At 52.6% G+C, this 18,845-nt stretch carries 18 protein-coding genes; 6 read left to right on the plus strand and 12 right to left on the minus strand.

What is annotated here, in order from left to right:
• Positions 1-161: 161 nt before the first annotated feature.
• Positions 162-1,172, minus strand: a complete 1,011-nt coding sequence (gene gap, locus ABEA08_RS20660; RefSeq protein ID WP_345337334.1) for a type I glyceraldehyde-3-phosphate dehydrogenase — start codon at positions 1,170-1,172, stop codon at positions 162-164.
• Between the two features lie 1,109 nt (positions 1,173-2,281).
• Here gap and ABEA08_RS20665 point away from each other — a divergent pair.
• The 4 genes from ABEA08_RS20665 to ABEA08_RS20680 all read left to right on the plus strand — a co-directional run bounded on the left by ABEA08_RS20665 (position 2,282) and on the right by ABEA08_RS20680 (position 4,921).
• A complete protein-coding gene (locus ABEA08_RS20665; RefSeq protein WP_345337336.1) occupies positions 2,282-3,706 on the plus strand; it encodes a glyceraldehyde-3-phosphate dehydrogenase in 1,425 nt (474 codons plus the stop codon).
• 54 nt (positions 3,707-3,760) lie between these two features.
• Entirely contained in the window at positions 3,761-4,258 is a 498-nt protein-coding gene (locus ABEA08_RS20670; RefSeq protein WP_345337338.1) for a TlpA family protein disulfide reductase, read from the plus strand.
• A gap of 66 nt (positions 4,259-4,324) precedes the next feature.
• Entirely contained in the window at positions 4,325-4,648 is a 324-nt protein-coding gene (locus ABEA08_RS20675) for a zinc ribbon domain-containing protein (protein ID WP_345337339.1), read from the plus strand.
• The gene (locus tag ABEA08_RS20680) at positions 4,649-4,921 is read left to right on the plus strand and encodes a YeaC family protein (RefSeq protein ID WP_345337340.1); all 273 of its coding nucleotides are present in this window, start codon (positions 4,649-4,651) and stop codon (positions 4,919-4,921) included. It abuts the gene before it with no gap.
• Positions 4,922-5,027: 106 nt separating this feature from the next.
• Here ABEA08_RS20680 and ansA read toward each other — a convergent pair whose 3' ends face one another.
• Both ansA and sppA read right to left on the minus strand, forming a co-directional pair.
• Positions 5,028-6,038, minus strand: coding sequence for an asparaginase (ansA, locus tag ABEA08_RS20685; protein ID WP_345337341.1), 1,011 nt, complete (start codon positions 6,036-6,038; stop codon positions 5,028-5,030).
• 87 nt (positions 6,039-6,125) lie between these two features.
• On the minus strand, positions 6,126-7,961 hold the full coding sequence (sppA, locus tag ABEA08_RS20690) for a signal peptide peptidase SppA (protein ID WP_345337343.1): 1,836 nt from the start codon (positions 7,959-7,961) through the stop codon (positions 6,126-6,128).
• A gap of 160 nt (positions 7,962-8,121) precedes the next feature.
• On the opposite strand from sppA, the gene ABEA08_RS20695 reads away from it, so the two are divergent.
• Both ABEA08_RS20695 and ABEA08_RS20700 read left to right on the plus strand, forming a co-directional pair.
• Positions 8,122-10,134, plus strand: coding sequence for an oxidoreductase (locus ABEA08_RS20695; protein WP_345337345.1), 2,013 nt, complete (start codon positions 8,122-8,124; stop codon positions 10,132-10,134).
• A 99-nt stretch (positions 10,135-10,233) separates the two neighbouring features.
• Positions 10,234-10,611 (plus strand): VOC family protein, encoded by a 378-nt coding sequence (locus ABEA08_RS20700; protein ID WP_345337346.1) that lies wholly within the window; start codon positions 10,234-10,236, stop codon positions 10,609-10,611.
• A gap of 93 nt (positions 10,612-10,704) precedes the next feature.
• Here ABEA08_RS20700 and ABEA08_RS20705 read toward each other — a convergent pair whose 3' ends face one another.
• From ABEA08_RS20705 to ABEA08_RS20745, 9 genes are read right to left on the minus strand one after another with little or no spacing between them, the layout of a single operon-like run.
• Complete coding sequence (locus ABEA08_RS20705; RefSeq protein WP_345337347.1) at positions 10,705-11,304, minus strand: OmpA family protein; 600 nt, start codon at positions 11,302-11,304, stop codon at positions 10,705-10,707.
• A gap of 25 nt (positions 11,305-11,329) precedes the next feature.
• Complete coding sequence (locus ABEA08_RS20710) at positions 11,330-12,715, minus strand: TadE/TadG family type IV pilus assembly protein (RefSeq protein ID WP_345337348.1); 1,386 nt, start codon at positions 12,713-12,715, stop codon at positions 11,330-11,332.
• Between the two features lie 2 nt (positions 12,716-12,717).
• A complete protein-coding gene (gene tadF, locus ABEA08_RS20715; RefSeq protein ID WP_345337349.1) occupies positions 12,718-13,305 on the minus strand; it encodes a tight adherence pilus pseudopilin TadF in 588 nt (195 codons plus the stop codon).
• Positions 13,271-13,729 carry a pilus assembly protein gene (locus tag ABEA08_RS20720; RefSeq protein ID WP_425557393.1) on the minus strand — a complete coding sequence of 153 codons (459 nt, stop codon included), beginning with the start codon at positions 13,727-13,729 and terminating at the stop codon, positions 13,271-13,273. The genes tadF and ABEA08_RS20720 overlap by 35 nt, the downstream gene beginning before the upstream one ends.
• A 38-nt stretch (positions 13,730-13,767) precedes the next feature.
• Positions 13,768-14,514, minus strand: a complete 747-nt coding sequence (locus ABEA08_RS20725) for a hypothetical protein (RefSeq protein WP_345337351.1) — start codon at positions 14,512-14,514, stop codon at positions 13,768-13,770.
• A complete protein-coding gene (locus ABEA08_RS20730; protein ID WP_345337352.1) occupies positions 14,511-15,422 on the minus strand; it encodes a type II secretion system F family protein in 912 nt (303 codons plus the stop codon). Before ABEA08_RS20730 ends, ABEA08_RS20725 begins: the two co-directional genes overlap by 4 nt.
• Before the next feature lie 2 nt (positions 15,423-15,424).
• Positions 15,425-16,342: a type II secretion system F family protein gene (locus tag ABEA08_RS20735; RefSeq protein ID WP_345337353.1), complete on the minus strand. Its 918-nt coding sequence runs from the start codon at positions 16,340-16,342 to the stop codon at positions 15,425-15,427.
• The gene (locus tag ABEA08_RS20740; RefSeq protein ID WP_345337354.1) at positions 16,339-17,625 is read right to left on the minus strand and encodes a TadA family conjugal transfer-associated ATPase; all 1,287 of its coding nucleotides are present in this window, start codon (positions 17,623-17,625) and stop codon (positions 16,339-16,341) included. Before ABEA08_RS20740 ends, ABEA08_RS20735 begins: the two co-directional genes overlap by 4 nt.
• Positions 17,626-17,628: 3 nt before the next feature.
• Complete coding sequence (locus ABEA08_RS20745) at positions 17,629-18,843, minus strand: CpaE/TadZ family protein (protein ID WP_345337355.1); 1,215 nt, start codon at positions 18,841-18,843, stop codon at positions 17,629-17,631.
• Positions 18,844-18,845: the final 2 nt, after the last annotated feature.

The following is an 18,845-nucleotide window of genomic DNA, read 5'->3' on the forward strand; positions in this document are numbered from 1 at the left end:
CCTTTGTACTGCCAATCCGGCGAGAGCGCCATTACCCTCGAGCTGTGAAGCGTCGTCCCCAGAAATACGCAGTTCGGCGACCACGAAAGAAAAATGCCAGTCAGCTTAACTGACTGGCATTACCGCCGAAGCGGTGCTTTTCATTATTCGTGACGGACGACTTACTTAGCAGTCATCAGAGCAACGGCGTTGTCCAACATACGGTTGGAGAAGCCCCACTCGTTGTCGTACCAGGACATAACCTTAACCAGACGGCCGTTTACGCGGGTCTGGGTGGCGTCGAATACGGAAGACGCTGGGCAGTGGTTGAAGTCAGAGGAAACCAGCGGCTCGTGGTTTACGTACAGAACTTCAGCCAGTACAGGGTTAGCCGCAACAGCTTTCTCAACGATGGCGTTGATCTCTTCAACAGAGGTGTCTTGCTTAGCAACGAAAGACAGGTCAACAACAGAAACGTTCAGGGTTGGTACACGTACCGCACCGCCGTCCAGTTTGCCAGCCAGCTCTGGAATAACCAGACCAACAGCGGCAGCAGCGCCGGTCGCAGTTGGGATCATGTTGGACGCAGCAGCACGGGCGCGACGCAGATCGGTGTGGTAAACGTCAGACAGACGTTGATCGTTGGTGTAAGCGTGAACGGTGGTCATCAGACCGTTCTCGATACCAACGGCATCGTGCAGTGCTTTGGCGAATGGGGCCAAGCAGTTGGTGGTACAGGACGCGTTAGAGATAACGGTCATGTCAGAGGTCAACACATCTTGGTTTACGCCGTAAACAACAGTCGCGTCTACTTCTTTACCAGGAGCAGAGATGATCACCTTCTTGGCACCCGCAGCGATGTGGGCAGAGGCTTTCTCTTTGGTTGTGAAGATCCCGGTACATTCGAATACCACGTCCACACCCAGCTCGGCCCATGGCAGATCGGCAGGGTTACGCTGGGAGAAGGTTTTGATCAGATCGCCATTGATCTTGATGCCGTCTTCTACTTGCTCAACGTCCGCGTTAAAGCGACCGTGTACGGTGTCGTACTTGGTCAGGTGAGCGTTGATCGCTGCGTCACCCAAGTCGTTGATGGCAACGATCTGGATTGGGTAGTCTTTGTTGCTCTCGTACAGAGCACGTACAACGTTACGACCGATACGGCCGTAACCGTTAATGGCAACCTTAATCATACAAGGAGTCCTAGTTTTTAAGTTAGCAGTTCATTATGTTGTAAATTTACAATAGATAAGGCGCGTAGCAAAGCGACACACCGCAAATTGTTTGTAATCAAACAAAAAAAATTCGGTGTTCTGGCCAGTTAATCAACTTTAGTACAGGGCTTAGCCAGTTTTATGCGAAGAAGTGGAAATTTTCCGGGTTGAGCCTGGGCTCCGATTACGCTTTGCGCAAACAAAATGTAAGTAACTTACATTTTGAACGTTTCTTCAATGTGTTGTGATGGTCGTGAGCGCGGAGGGAGGCGAGTGGTTATGTCGAAATGAAATGGCACTCAACCGGCACCGCGCGGCTCCCTCATCATGGGTTGCTGCCGTTGTCCTAGCCGTGGGGAGTTCGCCGCATCGTGCTTGGTCGTCGGCCACAGCCGTGTTGGGTGCTGGTGCAGATCAAGGGCTTCATGCATCAGCCGATACTGGGCGCTAGGCACAATGGTGGATCGCACGCTCGCTGTGCGGCAAGGCCGTCCGGCCTCTCGAGTTGGCGGTATTCAGTACATAGCGCTGCGCCATTTGTGAGCAAACCTTAAGCATAAGCGAATGAGTTTAATATTATTTTCGAGACTTGTTCGGAGTGCAAGTCAGTTGGATGCGGTCTGAAGGGATTGAGGGCGATGAGCCACTAGTGACCGACTCCTGCGGACGTCATGGGGAACGCGGCGATGGGCAGATCGCTTGGTTCGGTGCGTTGCGCAGATTCTGCTGGCGTTGACCGAGGCGAGCAACAGGCTGGGGGAGATCGCCTTGCGGCTCAGCGCCGGAGGCAACCATTGTTCGAGGCGATATCCGAGACAGGGACGTTGATGAGGTTCCGTGTCGACCGGGATCGGCTTACGAAAAGGATGGGGTTATATAATTACAGGACGCTCGGCGCTTGGAGATTTTTCGTTATTTTGTAACGGCTTAGCGTTTGAGGCGGTGGTGGATTGCTTCCCGAGATATTTGTAGAATGGATGGATAAAAACTGGCCATTCATGGGTTTGATTTGTGGGTACGAACTCGAGTCCATAGCCAATTTTCTGTAGCTGTCCCAACCTCATGGGCGTATTTTAGGATGATGCAAAATGACCGCGGATAAATACCTTCAAAGCTGGCAAGAGCGTTTTGAATTGGCGGAGGCGATGCAGCCTTTGATCGGTAAGTTGTACCGAAACCAAGGTGTCGAGGTGCTGATCTACGGAAGGCCTTTGTTGAATGCCTCGACCATCGATATCACCAAAGCGCATCGGTTGGTGAAGAAATACGAAGGCAGCAAGTTGCGCTTGCGCGAGAGCTTTCCCTTTATTGAAGCGTTAAGTCGTTTGAATGTGAAGCATGCGCGGGTGGATATTGGCAAGATGGCGGTCAGCTATTGGCGTAATCACGGCGATGCCTCCGAGATCGAAGCCTATATGGCCGAACAATTAGCACCTGCGGTCGATAAGGTGTTGGCCCCTCGGGATGTGGTGCTGTATGGCTTTGGTCGGATCGGTCGCTTGCTGGCTCGGTTGTTGATTGAGCGCACCGGTGTGTCCAATACCATGCGTTTACGGGCGATCGTGGTCCGTGGCGGTCGTGAAGGCGACCTGGAGAAACGTGCAAGCCTGCTTCGCCGTGATTCCATTCATGGTCCGTTCAATGGCTCCATTGAGGTGGATGCTGAGAACAATGCGTTGATCGCCAATGGCACCTACATTCAGGTGATCTACGCCAACAGCCCGGATCAGGTCGATTACACCGCGCATGGGATCGATAATGCGCTGGTTGTCGATAACACCGGGATCTGGAGCGATGAAGAGGGTTTGGGCCAGCACTTGCAGTCCAAAGGGGTAGCAAAGGTTTTGCTGACCGCGCCAGCCAAAGGCGAGATAAAGAATGTGGTCTTTGGTGTGAATGATGATCAAGTGTTGGAAGATGATCGGATCATCTCGGCCGCCTCCTGTACCACCAACGCCATTACGCCGGTACTGAAAAGTGTGTATGACAAATTCGGGATCAACAGCGGTCACGTTGAAACGGTGCACTCCTACACCAACGATCAGAACTTGATCGACAATTATCACAAAGCCGATCGCCGTGGCCGCAGCGCACCACTGAATATGGTGATCACCTCGACCGGTGCCGCCAAGGCGGTTGCGAAGGCCTTTCCAGAGCTGAAGGGGAAACTGACCGGCAACGCGATCCGGGTGCCCACGCCGAACGTTTCGATGGCCATCATGAATCTGAACCTAGGGCAGCAGACCACTCGGGAAGAGATGAATGAATATTTACGCTGGGTTGCGTTGCACTCTGATTTGCAAAATCAGGTGGATTACACCACCTCTACCGAATTGGTCTCGACCGATCTGGTTGGCAGTCGATTCGCCGGGATCATCGATTCTGAAGCGACCATTGTCGAAGAGGATCGGACGGTACTTTATGTCTGGTATGACAATGAATTTGGTTACAGTTGCCAAGTGGTTCAGGTTATGCAAAAAATGCTAGGTGTTAATGCCTTGTCACTGCCATAATCGCCGTTAAGCACCAGTTAGAGGCCAGCTCTTTCGGAGCTGGTTTTTTTATCGATGGATAAACTTCTTCAAAACATGGTGATCTACAGTACGATCCTTGCTGTCGGCTTCTGGTTAACCGGCCAGTGGCGTGCGCATGGGATGATCCCTGTTGGAGCACCAATCAGCCATTATGAGCTCAATGATCTTCAAGGCGGGCGAGAGTTCTTACCGTCGGACGGTCGTGCTCAATTAATTTATCTCTTTGCTCCCTGGTGCCGGATCTGCTCAATAACGATTGAGGACATCAACAGTCGCCACGCGGATTACAATAATGTGGTTTCAATCGCATTGTCCTATCAGTCAGTGGAAGAAGTTCGGGTATTTGTGGGCGAAGGGGCCGCTCCTAACCAGGTGTTACTCGGTAACCCAGCCTTGGCGGGAGAGTTTAATATCTTGGCTTTCCCTAGCTATATCATCATTGACTCGCACGGGCGGATCGCGGCGCGGCGTACCGGCTATATGCCGGGTTGGATGCTGTCGCTGTACCTAGCTTGGTACGGTGTCGAATAGCGCACTTTTGTTTTTGCGACGCTGTGCCAGTATATTGGCCCAAAATCTCTCAACACGGAGTGCCCAATGGCGTTGATCCGATGTGCCGCCTGCGGCAAACGCATTTCTGATAAATCCCCACATTGCCCTCATTGCCAGCAAAGTCTTTCGACCGATCCGGCTGCACTAGAGCGTGCCGAGCGAATGAAGGCGATCAATAATGAACAACAATTGATGACCCACAGCTTCATCGCCATGTTTTTCTTGGTCGGCGGCTTTGCTGTCTGGTGGTGGGGGGGAGAAGCCGCGCAAGGCTGGCGTGAAACCGTCGGCGTTACCTCGATGGCGGCGGGCTCTATCTTTTACCTGATCACCCGGGTGCGAGGGATCATCGCCAAAAGGAAACGTTAAATGGATTTTCAGCAAACTGTTGATGGATTAACCCAGGAGATGGTCGCGCGCTTGCAAAGCGCCATCGAATTGGGGAAATGGCCGGATGGTCGAGTGTTAACTCAAGCACAGCGTGACAGTGCGATGCAGGCGGTCATACTCTGGCAGGCAAAATATGCCGATCAGACCCAGCACCTGACGGTGGCAAAGGGTGGGGAGCTCAATCACCTGTCCAAAGCCGAGCTAAAACGGCAGTTTAATGAAACGCCGATAGCCCGGTTCAAGCCCGAATAGGGTATGCCAACAAAAAAGCGCCGAGAGGCGCTTTTTTCATGGCAGTTTTTGGCTGCGCTGCGCGCGCTAGATTGGCTGAGTTCAAGGCACAGGCGGTGTGGTGCGCCTACTGGCTAAGCTCACCGCGCAGTGATTGCTGCATTAACTGCTGACGCTGCGCAAAGCTCAGTGGCTGAGACAGCAAATAGTGCAACTTGGTCAGCGCCGCTTCGGTGGTCATATCAAAACCTGAGATCACACCTGAGCGGGAAAGGGCGTTGCCGGTGGCGTACCCTGCCATATTCACTTTGCCTTGCAGGCATTGTGTCAGGTTGATCACCAAGATCTCCCGTTGCTTCGCCTGCTCCAAGAGATTGAGCAGGTCGGCACGCTCAGGGGCATTACCGACGCCATACGAGAGCAGGATCAAGGCTTTAACGGGCTGCTGCAGCATATTGGCGATCACTTCGGTGCTGATCCCCGGGTAGAGCGTTACCACGCCGATGGCTTGAGGTGTGATGGGGTGTACGGTTAACTCTCGGCCAGCGACCGGTGCGATCGGATCTTTGCCCATGCGGATGGCGATCCCCGCTTCAAGCAGCGGATCCATGTTCGGGCTGTCGAACGCGGCAAAGCCGTCGGCATGCACCTTGGTACTGCGATTGCCGCGCAACAGCACATTGTTGAAGAACAAGCAGACTTCGGCGATCGGGTAGTTGGCCGCGATATATAGGGCATTGAGCAGGTTTTGCTGGCCGTCGGAGCGCAGCTGCGCCAGCGGGATCTGTGAGCCGGTGACGATCACCGGTTTGTTCAGATCGTCGAGCATAAAGGACAGCGCCGAGGCGGTGAACGCCATGGTATCGGTGCCGTGTAGGATCACAAAGCCATCGAACTGATCGTAATGGGCTTGGATATCATCGGCGATCAACTGCCAGTCATCGGGACTCATGTTGGAGGAATCGATCAGCTGATCGTATTCGTGGATCTCAAATTCTGGCATCTCTGCCCGGAAGAATTCGGGGTTGGCCTGCACACTCTCTGTAAGAAAGCCGGTCACCGGCGCGAAACCGTGTTCGGTACGTTGCATGCCAATGGTGCCGCCGGTGTACGCGACATAGATCCGTTTGCGTTGCATCTGAGGAGATCCTGAAACTTTAGATGGCGCGATTATAGCGGTGAAGGCGGGAAAAGAAAGCCCGGCGCAAGCCGGGCAGGGGAGGGATCACAAGCTGGTTTCACACTCAAGACAGAGCATATAGATGTGTTTGGGATCATCCAGTTGCATCTGCAGTTGGAACGGCGCGAGCAATTGCTGCGCCAAGATCTCTATACTGGACACATCCCGGCTCGGCAGCCAAGCCTGTACCGTGCCAAAGATATGCTGCAGAAACTCCTGCTCCGGGCTCAGTTTAGGTCCGATCACCCGTTGTTCAAAATCGTCCAGTTGCGTCAGGGCGGCGGCGGTATCGATGGCCTGTTGCAGGCCACCCAATTCATCCACGAGGCCTAATTCCAGCGCCGCACTGCCGCTCCACACGCGGCCCTGTGCGACGGCATCCACCTCTTCGAGGCTCATATCACGGGCATTGGCCACCAGATCAATAAAATCTTGATAGCCTTTATTCATGTTGAGTTGGAGGATCCGCTTAAAGCTGTCGGGCAGCGGGCGCAACACGCTGAGTCCGGCCATTTCTGTGGTGCCGACACCATCGGCGCTGACTCCGATGGCTTCAGCGGCCTCTTCGAAGGTGGTGATCAGGCTGATGATCCCGATGGAGCCGGTGATGGTATTGGTTTGCGCGTAGATATGATCGGCGTTGGCGGCTATCCAGTAACCGCCGGACGCGGCCACGCTGCCCATCGACGCGACCACGGGTTTGCCCGCCTCTTGCAGTGCCAGTACTTCCTGGCGGATCTGCTCTGAGGCGTAGGCACTGCCGCCGCCACTGTCGATGCGCAGTACCACGGCCTTGATCTTGTCATCTTGACGAGCTTCGCGCAGCAGGCGTGCGGTGCTGATCCCGCCGATGGTGCCGGCCGGTTGTTCGCCATTAAGAATGGTGCCCTTGGCAACGACGATCCCGATCTGATCCTCGCTATTGGGCTCCAGCATCGGTTTGACGTGACCCAAATAGCCGTTCAGGCCAATGGCTCGCAATTCCTTTTTGTCGGCGCTGCTGGCACCGAATCGGGCAAACAGATCCTCTCGCATCTGGATGTCGGTATAAAGCTGATCGATCAGGCCGGTTTGCAGTGCCATTTCGGCAAAGTCACCTTGATGATCCGCCAGGACTGAACTCAAGTGTTCCAGATCCATGTTCAGTAGAGCAGACTCGATATTGCGGTTTTGGGCAACGGTGGTGGTGTAGCTGCCCCAGAGATCGTTCAACAGTGCTTCATTGGCTTCCTTGGCCGGCGCTGACATGCCTTGCTCTGTGTAGGATTCGGCAAAGGATTTGTACTTGCCGACGCGGAAGAGGTGGGTGTTGACCTTGAGTTTGGCTAGGGCTTCTTTGTAGTACAGGCGGTAGATCCCCATCCCCTCAATCGACACCATGCCGCCGGGATTGAGCTGGATCTCATCGGCAAAACTGGCCAGATAATAGTTGCGCTGATCCAGCCAGCCGGCCTGCATTAATACCGGTTTGCCGCTTTGCTTAAAGCGGTCGATAGCATTGCCAATGTCATCCAGTTTGGCCTGTCCCGCGACGAGTTGCCCCGGACGCAAAACCAAGCCGCCTATGCGTGAGTCCGCTGCGGCCTGGTCGATGGCAAACAGCAGATCGGCCAGCAATATCTCCTGTGGCCCATCGGAGCTGCTACCGGTGATCATCTCAAACGGATCGAGCTGTCGTTTCTGCTCTACGATGATCCCGTCTAACTCGAGGATCAGAGCTGCGCCTTCTTCCAGTTTGGCCTGATCGTCGCCGCTGACGGTCACCAAGAGGAAGCCTAGGAAGATGAAAAACACCAGATTGACGACGATGCGCCGAAAGGTATTAAGGAGCGAGCCAATCAACTTGATGAATCGCATAAACATTGAGGGTTGTTTCGACATGATGTCCGTCCGTATAAAGCGTCAAACGTATGCTATCGCATGACGGGCGCTCGAGGGGAGTGCTAATTGTAACGCTTTATAATTCAGTGCTGGACTTGTGGTCAGTTTTGCTTCGATCTAATCTGGAACACAAGTTTCAAACAGTCGTTTAAGGAAGAGCATGAGCTATCCCAATTTGTTAGAACCGCTGGACTTGGGCTTCACACAACTCAAAAATCGTGTGCTGATGGGATCGATGCACACTGGCCTTGAGGAGGAGAAAGGCGGCTTCGCCAAGTTGGCCGCGTTCTACGCCGAGCGGGCGAAAGGCGGCGTTGGCCTCATGGTGACGGGTGGGATCTCGCCGAACTTTCGAGGACGGCTGTATCCGCACGCCAGTCAGCTGTCCTTTTCGTGGCAGGTGAAGAAACATCGGCTGATCACCGATGCGGTACACGCAGAAGGGGGCAAGATCTGTATGCAGATCCTGCACGCCGGGCGCTATGGTTACCATCCGCTTTGCGTGGCACCGAGCGCGATTAAGTCACCCATTTCCAAATTCAAGCCTAAGGCATTGAGTCTGGGCGCGATAAAAAGCACGGTGCGTGACTATGCCCGCAGTGCCAAATTGGCGCAGAAAGCGGGCTATGATGGGGTCGAGGTGATGGGCTCAGAGGGCTATTTCCTTAACCAGTTTTTGTGCCGCCATACCAATCACCGACAAGATCAATACGGTGGCAGTTTGGAAAACAGGGCGCGACTCGCTTTGGAGGCGGTGCGGGCGATCCGCGATGAAGTTGGTGAACAGTTTATCCTGATCTTCCGGTTGTCGATGCTGGATCTGGTCGAAGGCGGTAATCACTGGGATGAGGTGCTGAAGCTGGCGAAATGGCTGGAGCAAGCGGGCGTCACCATCATCAATACCGGGATCGGCTGGCACGAAGCGCGGGTGCCAACCATTGCCACCAGTGTGCCGCGAGCGGTCTTCGCCGGGATCACCGAGCGGCTGCGTCAGCACGTATCCGTGCCGGTGATCGCGACCAACCGGATCAACACGCCAGAGATCGCCGAGCAGATCCTGGCAGGCGGTCAGGCGGATATGGTGTCAATGGCGCGACCCTTGCTGGCGGATCCCCATTTTGTCAACAAGGCGGCTGCCGGGGAGCGCGCCGATATCAATGTGTGTATTGGCTGCAATCAGGGTTGTTTGGACCATACCTTTAAGCTGAAACGCGCCACTTGTCTGGTTAATCCCTTTGCGTGTTATGAGACGGATCTGTTCCTACCCGCCGCCGAAAAGCGGCAACGGGTGGCCGTGGTTGGGGCAGGACCTGCCGGGATGGCGAGCGCTTGTTACGCGGCAGAGCGGGGCTTTGAGGTGGTGCTGTTTGAGGCACGCGCTGAGCTGGGGGGACAGTTTAATCTGGCGGCGCAGATCCCGGGTAAAGAGGAGTTTCAGGAAACCCTGGCGTATTTCCGCCATCGGTTGGAAAAATTTGGGGTGGAGGTCAAACTCAACTGCAAAGCCAGTCCGGACACACTGCAAGGTTTTGATCGCGTCTTGCTGGCCACCGGCGTGACGCCGCGGGTGCCCCAGTTTAGCGGGGTTGAGCGTGCTGTGACCTACCAACAAGTGCTACGTGGCGAGGTCGAGGTGGGCCGCTCCGTGGCCTTGGTCGGCGCAGGTGGGATAGGGTTCGATATGGCTGAGTATCTGTCAGAGCCCCATGAGTCACCGACCTTGCACCCGCAGCAGTGGCTGGCCCAGTGGGGGATCGATCTGGATTATGAGGAAAATGGCGGACTGACCGAGCGTCATAGCTCGGCATTCGAATCGGCCCGTGAGATCTTCCTGCTACAGCGCAAAACGACCAAACCTGGCGCGGGGCTGGGTAAGACCACAGGGTGGATCCACCGCGCAGTATTGAAGGACAGAGGGGTGAATACCCTGATCGGCGTCAGCTACCACAAGCTTGATGAGCAGGGGCTGCACATCGAACGGGATGGAAAAGCACAGTGCTTGGCCGTCGATTCCGTGGTGCTGTGCGCCGGTCAAGAGTCCAATCGAAGCTTGGCGGATGAGCTTGATCAGCACCAGATCGCCTATCAGTTGGTCGGGGGGGCCGATCTGGCGGCAGAGCTGGACGCCAAGCGGGCGATCCGGCAAGCGGCCGATGTGGTGGCGGCGCTGTAGATAATGGTCGGAGCGCAGCTCGACAGAATAGGACTGGCATGAGCCGGTCCTTTTCTTTATGTTTTTGACTCACCGTCATAAACCACAAGGATGAATGGAATGATTGGATACGTAACCTTGGGCACCCATGATCTGCCTCGCGCTGCCGCGTTTTACGATGCACTGTTGGCGGAGTTGGGCGGCAAACGCTTTCTGGACACCGAGCAGTATATTGCGTGGATGGCAGGCGAAGATCAGGCTGGGCTAGGTTTGACCTACCCTCAAAATGGTGAGCCTGCGAGTGTGGGCAATGGCACCATGGTCGCGTTAGCGGCGGATTCCCCGGCGAAGGTCGATGCGGTTTACCGCAAAGCCATCGAGTTGGGCGCGCAATGTGAAGGCCCTGCGGGGCCGCGGGAGTCGGGGTTCTACGCCGGCTATTTTCGCGATCTGGACGGCAACAAGCTCAACGTCTTCTATATGAGCGCTGCGCAGTAGCTTACTTCAAGCGGAACGAGGCGTTAGGCATTCACACGGCGGGTTGAAACCGTATGAATGCCTGTGGCTGTTTTGGCTTTACTTGTCTCTGTCTCATTGCTTTTTAATGATCTCCACTCGGCGGTTTTGGCTGCGGCCCGCCTCGGTGTTATTGGGCGCGATAGGTTGGGACATTCCCTTTGAGTCCGACGTTAACCTTTCGGCGTTGATCCCCTGCTGGACTAAGTGGTCGTTAACGGAATGGGAGCGTCGCAGCCCTAACGCTTGGTTGTATTCGGGGCTGCCAATGGCGTCGGTGTGGCCCGTCAACTGTAAAGAGGATGACTGAGCGTGTTCTCGCTCTGCGACCCGATTGAGGATCGTGATAGAGCTTCGCGTTAATTGTGAGCGGTCAAAATCGAAATAGACGCGTGCGTGAACCGCATCATCCATCTCACCATATTCTCTGCAATCGTCTCTGCTCACTGCCATTCTGGCGTGTGCACTGGCAAGGGCTTGTGTCGGTTGATAGGAAGTGGTCGTTTCAATTTGCATGAATTGACCCTGATGCGGCAACACATCGCTACCGGTATTGATACGGACAACGTATTCATGTCCCCCACCGTCTGCCTGGCCGCAATACTGTATGTGATTGGCTTGTGCCAAGCAAAGTCCAGGAATAAGAGATAAAACACAGATGGACAGTGTTTTCATTGGATTTCTCCTGCTAAATGTATGGTTAGGTACTTGGGCTAAGTCGGCCGATCTCTTCGGTGATCAGCTCAAGGATGGTATTTAAAATCTCGTCTCTATTATTGGCCTTATAAACATTGTCTTCACCGACACAAGCGCGAAGCCCGGGGTTGGTTGAGTCGACTTTATAGTCAAAGCCGATTAGGGCGATCTTGGCTTCTATCTCTTTTTGTGGGTCGCTTAAAGCGCCTCGGATCTCGTCGCATAATCCAGCGTCATTGAGGCGTGTCATGGTCGTCGGATAATTATCTTGTCCGTCGGATAGGATGATCAACAAGCGTTGATCGTTGGCTTTGTTTGCATCTACCCGTTCTTTAAATAGTCGCGCGGCGCGGATCAGTCCTTGGTAGGACGAAGTGCCATACCAAGGGTCAAAGGTGCGTATGGTGCCTTCGACCTGTTTAAAGTTATCGGTAAATGGTATGTCCCAAAATTTCGACTTGAGGTACAGGTTTTGGTAGTTCGTTTTTGAGCTGGAACTGCTAATACTTTCGTAATTGAGCCGGCAACCACCAGCCGTATCTTTGAAGTCATCTTTCCCTAACTCTATTTGGCGGAAGTAGTTTGGTTCGTCCCAGTTATTGGCGGTCTTAGTCGCATTGCTTATAGTGATGGTTGAACTTCCATTCGGGACGACATAGCTCATATAGCATCGGCGCATCTCTTCATCGTTTCCGCTCTTTCCATCTTTAGGGTAACTAAAGGTCTCTTCTGCCGGGCTGGTATAACGATTATATGGAATAAAGGCCACATGGTTGGTGTCATCGGCTTCGAGGTCATTGTATTTTTGCAGTTCGGCCATGACCTCACTGACCACATCAAACAGGTCCTGATATTTCTCTTTAGAGCCACCTGTCCACTCATCCTGCATAGAGCCGGAGAAGTCGGCAATAAAAGCGACATCAATGGCTCGGTTTTGGTATTTGTTGACAAAGGAGCGACCGGCGACGCTGTAGGTTTCTGGTAGAGTCTGTAATCCACCGATAAACCAAGGTTGATGCTGGGTTTGGGCGATTACCTGATACTGAAAATAGCGATGTCCGCCTTGTTGTAAGTTGGCAAGGCATTCAGGGATCTGATCGCAGTGCTTTTTGATAATGTTTGTCGATTCTATTTTGACGATGTCACGCATGTACTCCAGTAGATATTCATTGACCAGAGTTTCAGCCAGTTCAAGATCGGTGCTGTCATCAACATCGACGGTTCTCGCTGAGACCGCAAGGCTTGCGGCTTCTGTGGCATCTAAGAGGCGTGCCTTATCTTGCAATGCCTTTACGCCGTCGATCCCAAGCACAAACATCCCAAACAAGGCGGGAATTAAGATAGCAAAGAGAATGGTAGCGGTCCCTTTCTGCCTGGCATAACGAGTCATAGTTATCTCCCAACGATCACGGCAGTGGATGCCACATATCGATATTGGTCAGAGCCGGTCAGATCGCCAAACCAACTTCCGGTTTCATAGCAGAGTGTGACTCGATACAAGCGAGCATTACGGCCCCAGCTGGTAACAACGCCCAGTTGTTGTTGGCGCTGGTCGAGTGATTGAGATGGAAGGCAGGTGGCAACCGCTGTTTGTCCTGCAACCGTGCCTGGAACGTAAAAACGGACTGGCAATGGTGTTGTGCCGTTATAAAGCTGCTCTTCAACGTAGGCGCTCAAGCGCTGCTCGTCGAAGCTTGCTGTGGTTCTGCGCAGCGAGTGCTTAATCAGTTGGTGGACCTTGTCCACGTCCTCTTGATTTAGCTCATCTACGCTGTCGTAGAGCTGGGTTCGTTCTTTGAGCAAACCGACAGCGGAAAAGGAGAGCCGGTCCAACTTCCCCCTCATCGACAACTTGCTGACGATGTCACCGGTGAACGCCAGCATCAGTGAGAACACCACCGCAATAATGGCGAATTCAACCGTAAAGGAGCCTTGGAGCTTACGTTTACTGATTGGCGAACTGGAATTGATCTCTTTCATATTCTTGTACCACGATGACTTCTCGGGTGATTGGAATGCCTTGAGTCGTAAAGTAGCTAAACAGGCTATTGAAGTCGTAGGAAAGGCTGTAGATAGCGATGGCACCGTTGTTGACTTGGCCGCAGGTGGCCAGTGTTTCGTCCTCAAGTGGCAGGCACTCCTCGGCAATAGCATCATCAAACAGCTCGATAAGATCGGCATAATGGCGAACTGACAGGCGAAACTTGTTTTTATCAACGAGTGAATACCAGATCGCATTGCTGTCATTGAGTTGATCTAAAAAATGATCGCCATACCCACTATTGAGCCGCTTAGATGAGCGCGACACCTCAGCGATAGCCAGATCGGACAGCCCATTGACATAGGACAAGTAGCTCATCTCCACCCACGCCATGATCAATAGCCAAAAGGCAAAAAAGCCCATGGCAAACTCAACCGTGATTGAACCTCGATGATGGGTTTTCATGGCGCTACCGATTCTCTATTGCTGAACAGACGGTTTATTTCATGGCGGATCTGACTTTGGTCAACGTACTTGAACTGCTCGTTAGCTAGCTCAGTAAAGGGGTGGTCGACATTGGTCATCGCGAGCGCAACCAATAGATTGGTCTTTACCTTTTTATTGGCTAGGCCATTGTCATAGATTGGCATCAGTCTTTTTACCGCGTCATCAAAGCGGGACTCAAGAATGTCTAACATCGCCAAGTTATTTATAATGGTTATATCGCTAAAGTGTAATGAGCGAGCTTGGTTGAGTTGACGTCGAGCATCCACGTAGTCGCCCTGATAGGCTAACACCACACCGAAAAGGTTGTATGCTTGTGCATTTTTAGGAAAGGCTTTGAGTTCCTTCTGGAGATGCAGCTCAGCCTTTTGCAATTGATGATTGTGGAAAAAGGCTTGTGCTTTGGTAAAGTTCAGGTTGATCGGTTTTGAATCATCGGGTAACGCTTCCATATGAAATAGCGCTGAGTCGATGTCGCCAGCGTGCACGTAGCTGTCTACGAGCTTAATGCGCAGATGAAGATTTTCGCCGTTCTCAAGTTGATACTTATACAACTCTATGAGCGAGTGGTAGTCGCTATTTTTGATATACACCTCTTCACTGGCGATAAACTCAGGGGTGACCTTGTTCAAGTTAGCGACCGGTGTTGTTGAACTGCAGGCGGCCAAGAATAGAAACGATGTGAATAGATAAAGCCATTTCATGATAACATCCTCATTACGCCAGGGGCGGCCACTAATATCACGACGGGCATCATGACAAACAGGATCAAAGGGATAGACATCTTGGCGCCTAACTTTCCTATTCTTTCTTCCAGAATCAACATCTGCTCTTGTCGGATGTCCTCGGCTAGGGTCACTAATATGGTGTAGATACTGGCACCATACTTAAGGCTCTGTTTTAACGTCATGACGAAGGAGCGAAACTCGGGTGTTGGTACAAATTCATAAAGATCGTCTAAGGCGAGCTCCATTCCTACGATTTTTGCTTTGTCATTGAGCCGACTAAGCAAATAGCTGAGATCTTTGTCAAATAGGCTTAGCTCTTGAGATAAATACCGAACAGAGGACTCGATGGTCATACCACTTTGAACACAGATAGCGATGAGATCAGTAGTGTAGGGCAGAAGTCCAGAGAGCTTCTTTTTTAACGCATTTCTTTTTGCATTCAAGTAAAAGTCTGGACCGACAATGGTTAGGCTCAACCAAACTGCAATGGCCATTACGTTGGTGGGCAGCTCTGCTTCTTTGCCGTAGTAGAGATAGTAGCCCAATACCCCAAGGAGAAAGAGCCCATACTTGATGGGAGCAAAGTATTTTGACAAGCGGGTGTCATAGAGTCCGGCCGCTATCCATTTGTCTTTCATCTCCTGTTCATCGGTCATCAGCACATTTTCAGCGGTTTTTGTCACCAGTGTGACGGAACGCTGTAATGGAGACTGGTCTGATCGTGTTATATCAATGCCCGCGCGGCTCAACTGTTGGTTACGACGTAGTAGGTTAACCGTCATTACCATCATTAAGATCACGCCGGTAAAAAGCAGACACAACATTAACGTCAGTTGAGCTCGTGGGGAAAGTTGACTCAACGTCGTCATGGCAACATCAATCATGATCACTTCACTCCCTTCATTAGCAATGTGATGATGCCAAGGCCAATCGCTTCACTGATAAGCACGTAATAGAGGATCGGCCGTCCAGCCTCACTGAACATGACAAACTCGTAGTTCTCGGGACTGATGTACTGCATCATGATGAGAAACAGAAACGGGATGGCCGCGACGATCTTGGCCGAGCCGCGCGCTTCAGATGTGAGCGCCAGCTTTTTCTTTTCTATCGTTCGCGCATTAAACATGAGGCGGTTTAGGCGAGAGATGATCTCTTTGAGTTGACCGCCCTGATTCATGTTGGCTCTGAGCGTGATAACAAAGAAGTAAAAGTTGTTATAGGGGAAGCGTTGACACGATTTTCTAAAGACCTCATCCGGGTTTTCACCGATCTGCAGTCGCTGACTCATCCTTTTAAACTCGCTACCTACCGGGCCTGTCATGGTGTCGCCGACATAGCGGATGGCATGCACCAAACTTTCGCCGGACGATACGGCACTGGCGAGCATATTTAGTGCATCAGGGAACGCTTGATTGAAGGTATTAAACTCACGCTTTTTAAGCCAAAGCGTGATACAACCAAGACCAGCAATAATCACTATCATCGCGACAAGGAGCGGATCGCCTCGGACAAAACGGCGGTTGAATTCGATGGAAACCAGTCCAAGGGCAAGGACCGTCACTAGGATCTTAAGCCATGCCAGCTTGCCGATGTGTTGATAGAGGTTGTTGATGGCATCCAGCTGCTGCTGCCACCAGTTGCGATGGTAGAGTGCCGCAAAATTGACACCGAGTTCATCCTCCTGCATATGGTGAAGCAGCTCGGTTTTGGCTCTTTCAAGATAGGGGTGTTTGACTTTCGAGTCGCGCCACGCAAGCACTAACAACACGAGGCTGAGGGCCAGCAGCGACAAGTAGAAGATCATACCGCCTCCATTTGTGGTCGCATCGCGTTGGTAAGCTCTGCGTGTAAACCGAAAAAGGCAGATTTCTCAAGCAAGACTGAGCGCTTCATTAGGCCGTGGGTGACAAAATCTCCGGCGATCATGCTTTGTGGGCTGGCGCTGTGGTTCGGGACAAATCGATAGATCTCCTCCAATACAACGCTGTCACCCTCCAGCCCTATCACCTCGCTAATGTTCATTATCTTGCGCGACCCATCGTGCAGGCGGCTGACCTGGACGATCAGATCGATGGCGCTGACGATGGTGCGACGGATAGCATCGAGAGGCAGATTGTTGGTGGCCATCATTACCATGGATTCGACCCGCGCAATGGCGTCGCGGGGAGAGTTGGCGTGCAGTGTTGACATCGAGCCATCGTGCCCGGTGTTCATCGCTTGGAGCATCTCAAACGCCTCACCGCCCCGACACTCACCAACGATGATCCTATCTGGGCGCATCCGTAGAGCATTGATCACCAGATCGCGTTGATTGACGGCGCCGGTGTTTTCGACACTGGGTGCGCGGGTTTCGAGTCGGACGACATGGGGCTGTTGTAGCTGCAGCTCTGCTGCATCTTCGATGGTGACGATGCGCTCTCTATCCGAGATATAGCCAGAGAGCGCGTTTAATAGCGTGGTTTTCCCTGAGCCTGTCCCGCCGGAGATCAAGATATTGAGTCGGCAGCGTGCGGCGATGGAGAGCAATTTGGCCATCTCAGGTGTCATTGAGCCAAATTCGCAATATTTGTCGAGGCCAAAGCGGCCTTTTTTGAACTTACGGATGGAGATCACCGTGCCATCGATGGCAAGGGGAGGAATAATGATGTTTACGCGGCTACCGTCGACAAGGCGGGCATCGCACATCGCCTGTGAGTCGTCGATCCGGCGGCCAACCTGGCCGGCGATCCGTTTGGCTATCGTCAGCAACTGCTTTTCGTCGACAAACTCTACCGGCGTTTTTTCAACCATGCCTTTGCGTTCGATAAAGACACTTTGATGGCCGTTGATCATGACGTCGGAAACTGAGTCATCGTCCATTAGATCTTGCAGCGGACCGAGCCCTAACAGCTCGTCCAACAGACTTTTGACATAGTCCTGTCGAACAGCCAGAGGAACGGACCAGTCTTCTCTTTGTAAGATAAGCTCAACCGCTTTATCCAGCTGTTTGGATAGCTGTTCCCGCGACAGCTTTTCGATGGCTTCAGCTTCAAGAGCCTGAAAGATATGCTCCCTGACGACGGTAAATATGTGCTTAGCGTTGACCATGGTTTATCTCCCTTTGAGGCCGAATATTCCACGACGATGCGATTGACAAGATCTACCCAGAATATGGTTTGCGAGCTTCTGAACCGCCTGGCCAAACCCGGATTGGAATAGCTTGTTATCATCCTGGGCGAGGACCAGTTGATTGATGTTCTTGGTATAGGGGATCACCACATCAATCTCATGTTTTAGATACTCCTTGATCTCAGCTTGCGTTACCGTTGCCAATTTAGGCGGGAAGATATAATTGAGCACGATGGTGATCTTGGCGGAATTAATCGATTTATTGAGGAACTGCTGCAATCGACCGGCATCGCGCAGTGCCGATACCGTGGGGGACAGGATAATGACGAGCTTATCCGCACTGTCGGTAAGATGGTTACTGTGATATCCCACGGACAGAGGGAAGTCCTCGACCACGAAGTTAAATTCCGTTGTCAGTTCTTTGATCACAGCACTGGTGTAATCGGTCATTTCGCCCAAGCGCTTTTCCTCGGAGGCGAGCGACAGCACGGAAAGTGAGCTATTGGAGCGCTTTAGTAGTCCGTGTGCCGCGGATGAATCGAGTCCAGTTCCGACCGTTGACAGGGAGAGGTTTCGCTTTTGAAAATCGGTCATCCCCATCATGATGTCGAAGTTGCCGCCCCAGTAGTTATGGTCGACCATGACGCAGCTGGATCGACCGCGATGGGACAATATCTTGCTGAGCTCAGTGGTGATCGCGGTGGTGCCGACCCCACCTTTGGCGCCGATCAATCGGATCCGTTTGGCTTTTCGAACCGGTAAACCGATTTTTTTGTCGGTACCTTCGTCGAAAGTCGATTGCAGGTAGCCCAGAAAGTCATCGCGGGGGATGGGCCAAAGGACGTAATACAGGCCCATCTCGCGCAGCTCACGGATAAGGGTGATGCTATTTTCACAGCCCAAGACAATGACTCGGGTATTGACAGGTAGAATGCTACTGAGCTCTGCAGCTTCGGTGGCGACATCCTTCTCTTGCGTCAAATCCAGGATAACGAGTTGCAAGTCTTCGCTTTTTTTCATTTTTATAATGTTGTTGGTTTGCAGCGACTCAGAGATAGAGAGCGTTAAACCGTCAAAACGAAAGGCCTCTTCGACGAACTCTAGGCATGCCTGGGATTGGTAAAATAGAGCACCCGTCAAGGCACTCTCGCTCTTGGCTTGCGTTTCGGTGTTGATGGATTCGGCGAGGTTAAACATGA

The sequence above is a fragment of the Ferrimonas pelagia genome, from assembly GCF_039543565.1.
Lineage (GTDB): Bacteria > Pseudomonadota > Gammaproteobacteria > Enterobacterales > Shewanellaceae > Ferrimonas > Ferrimonas pelagia.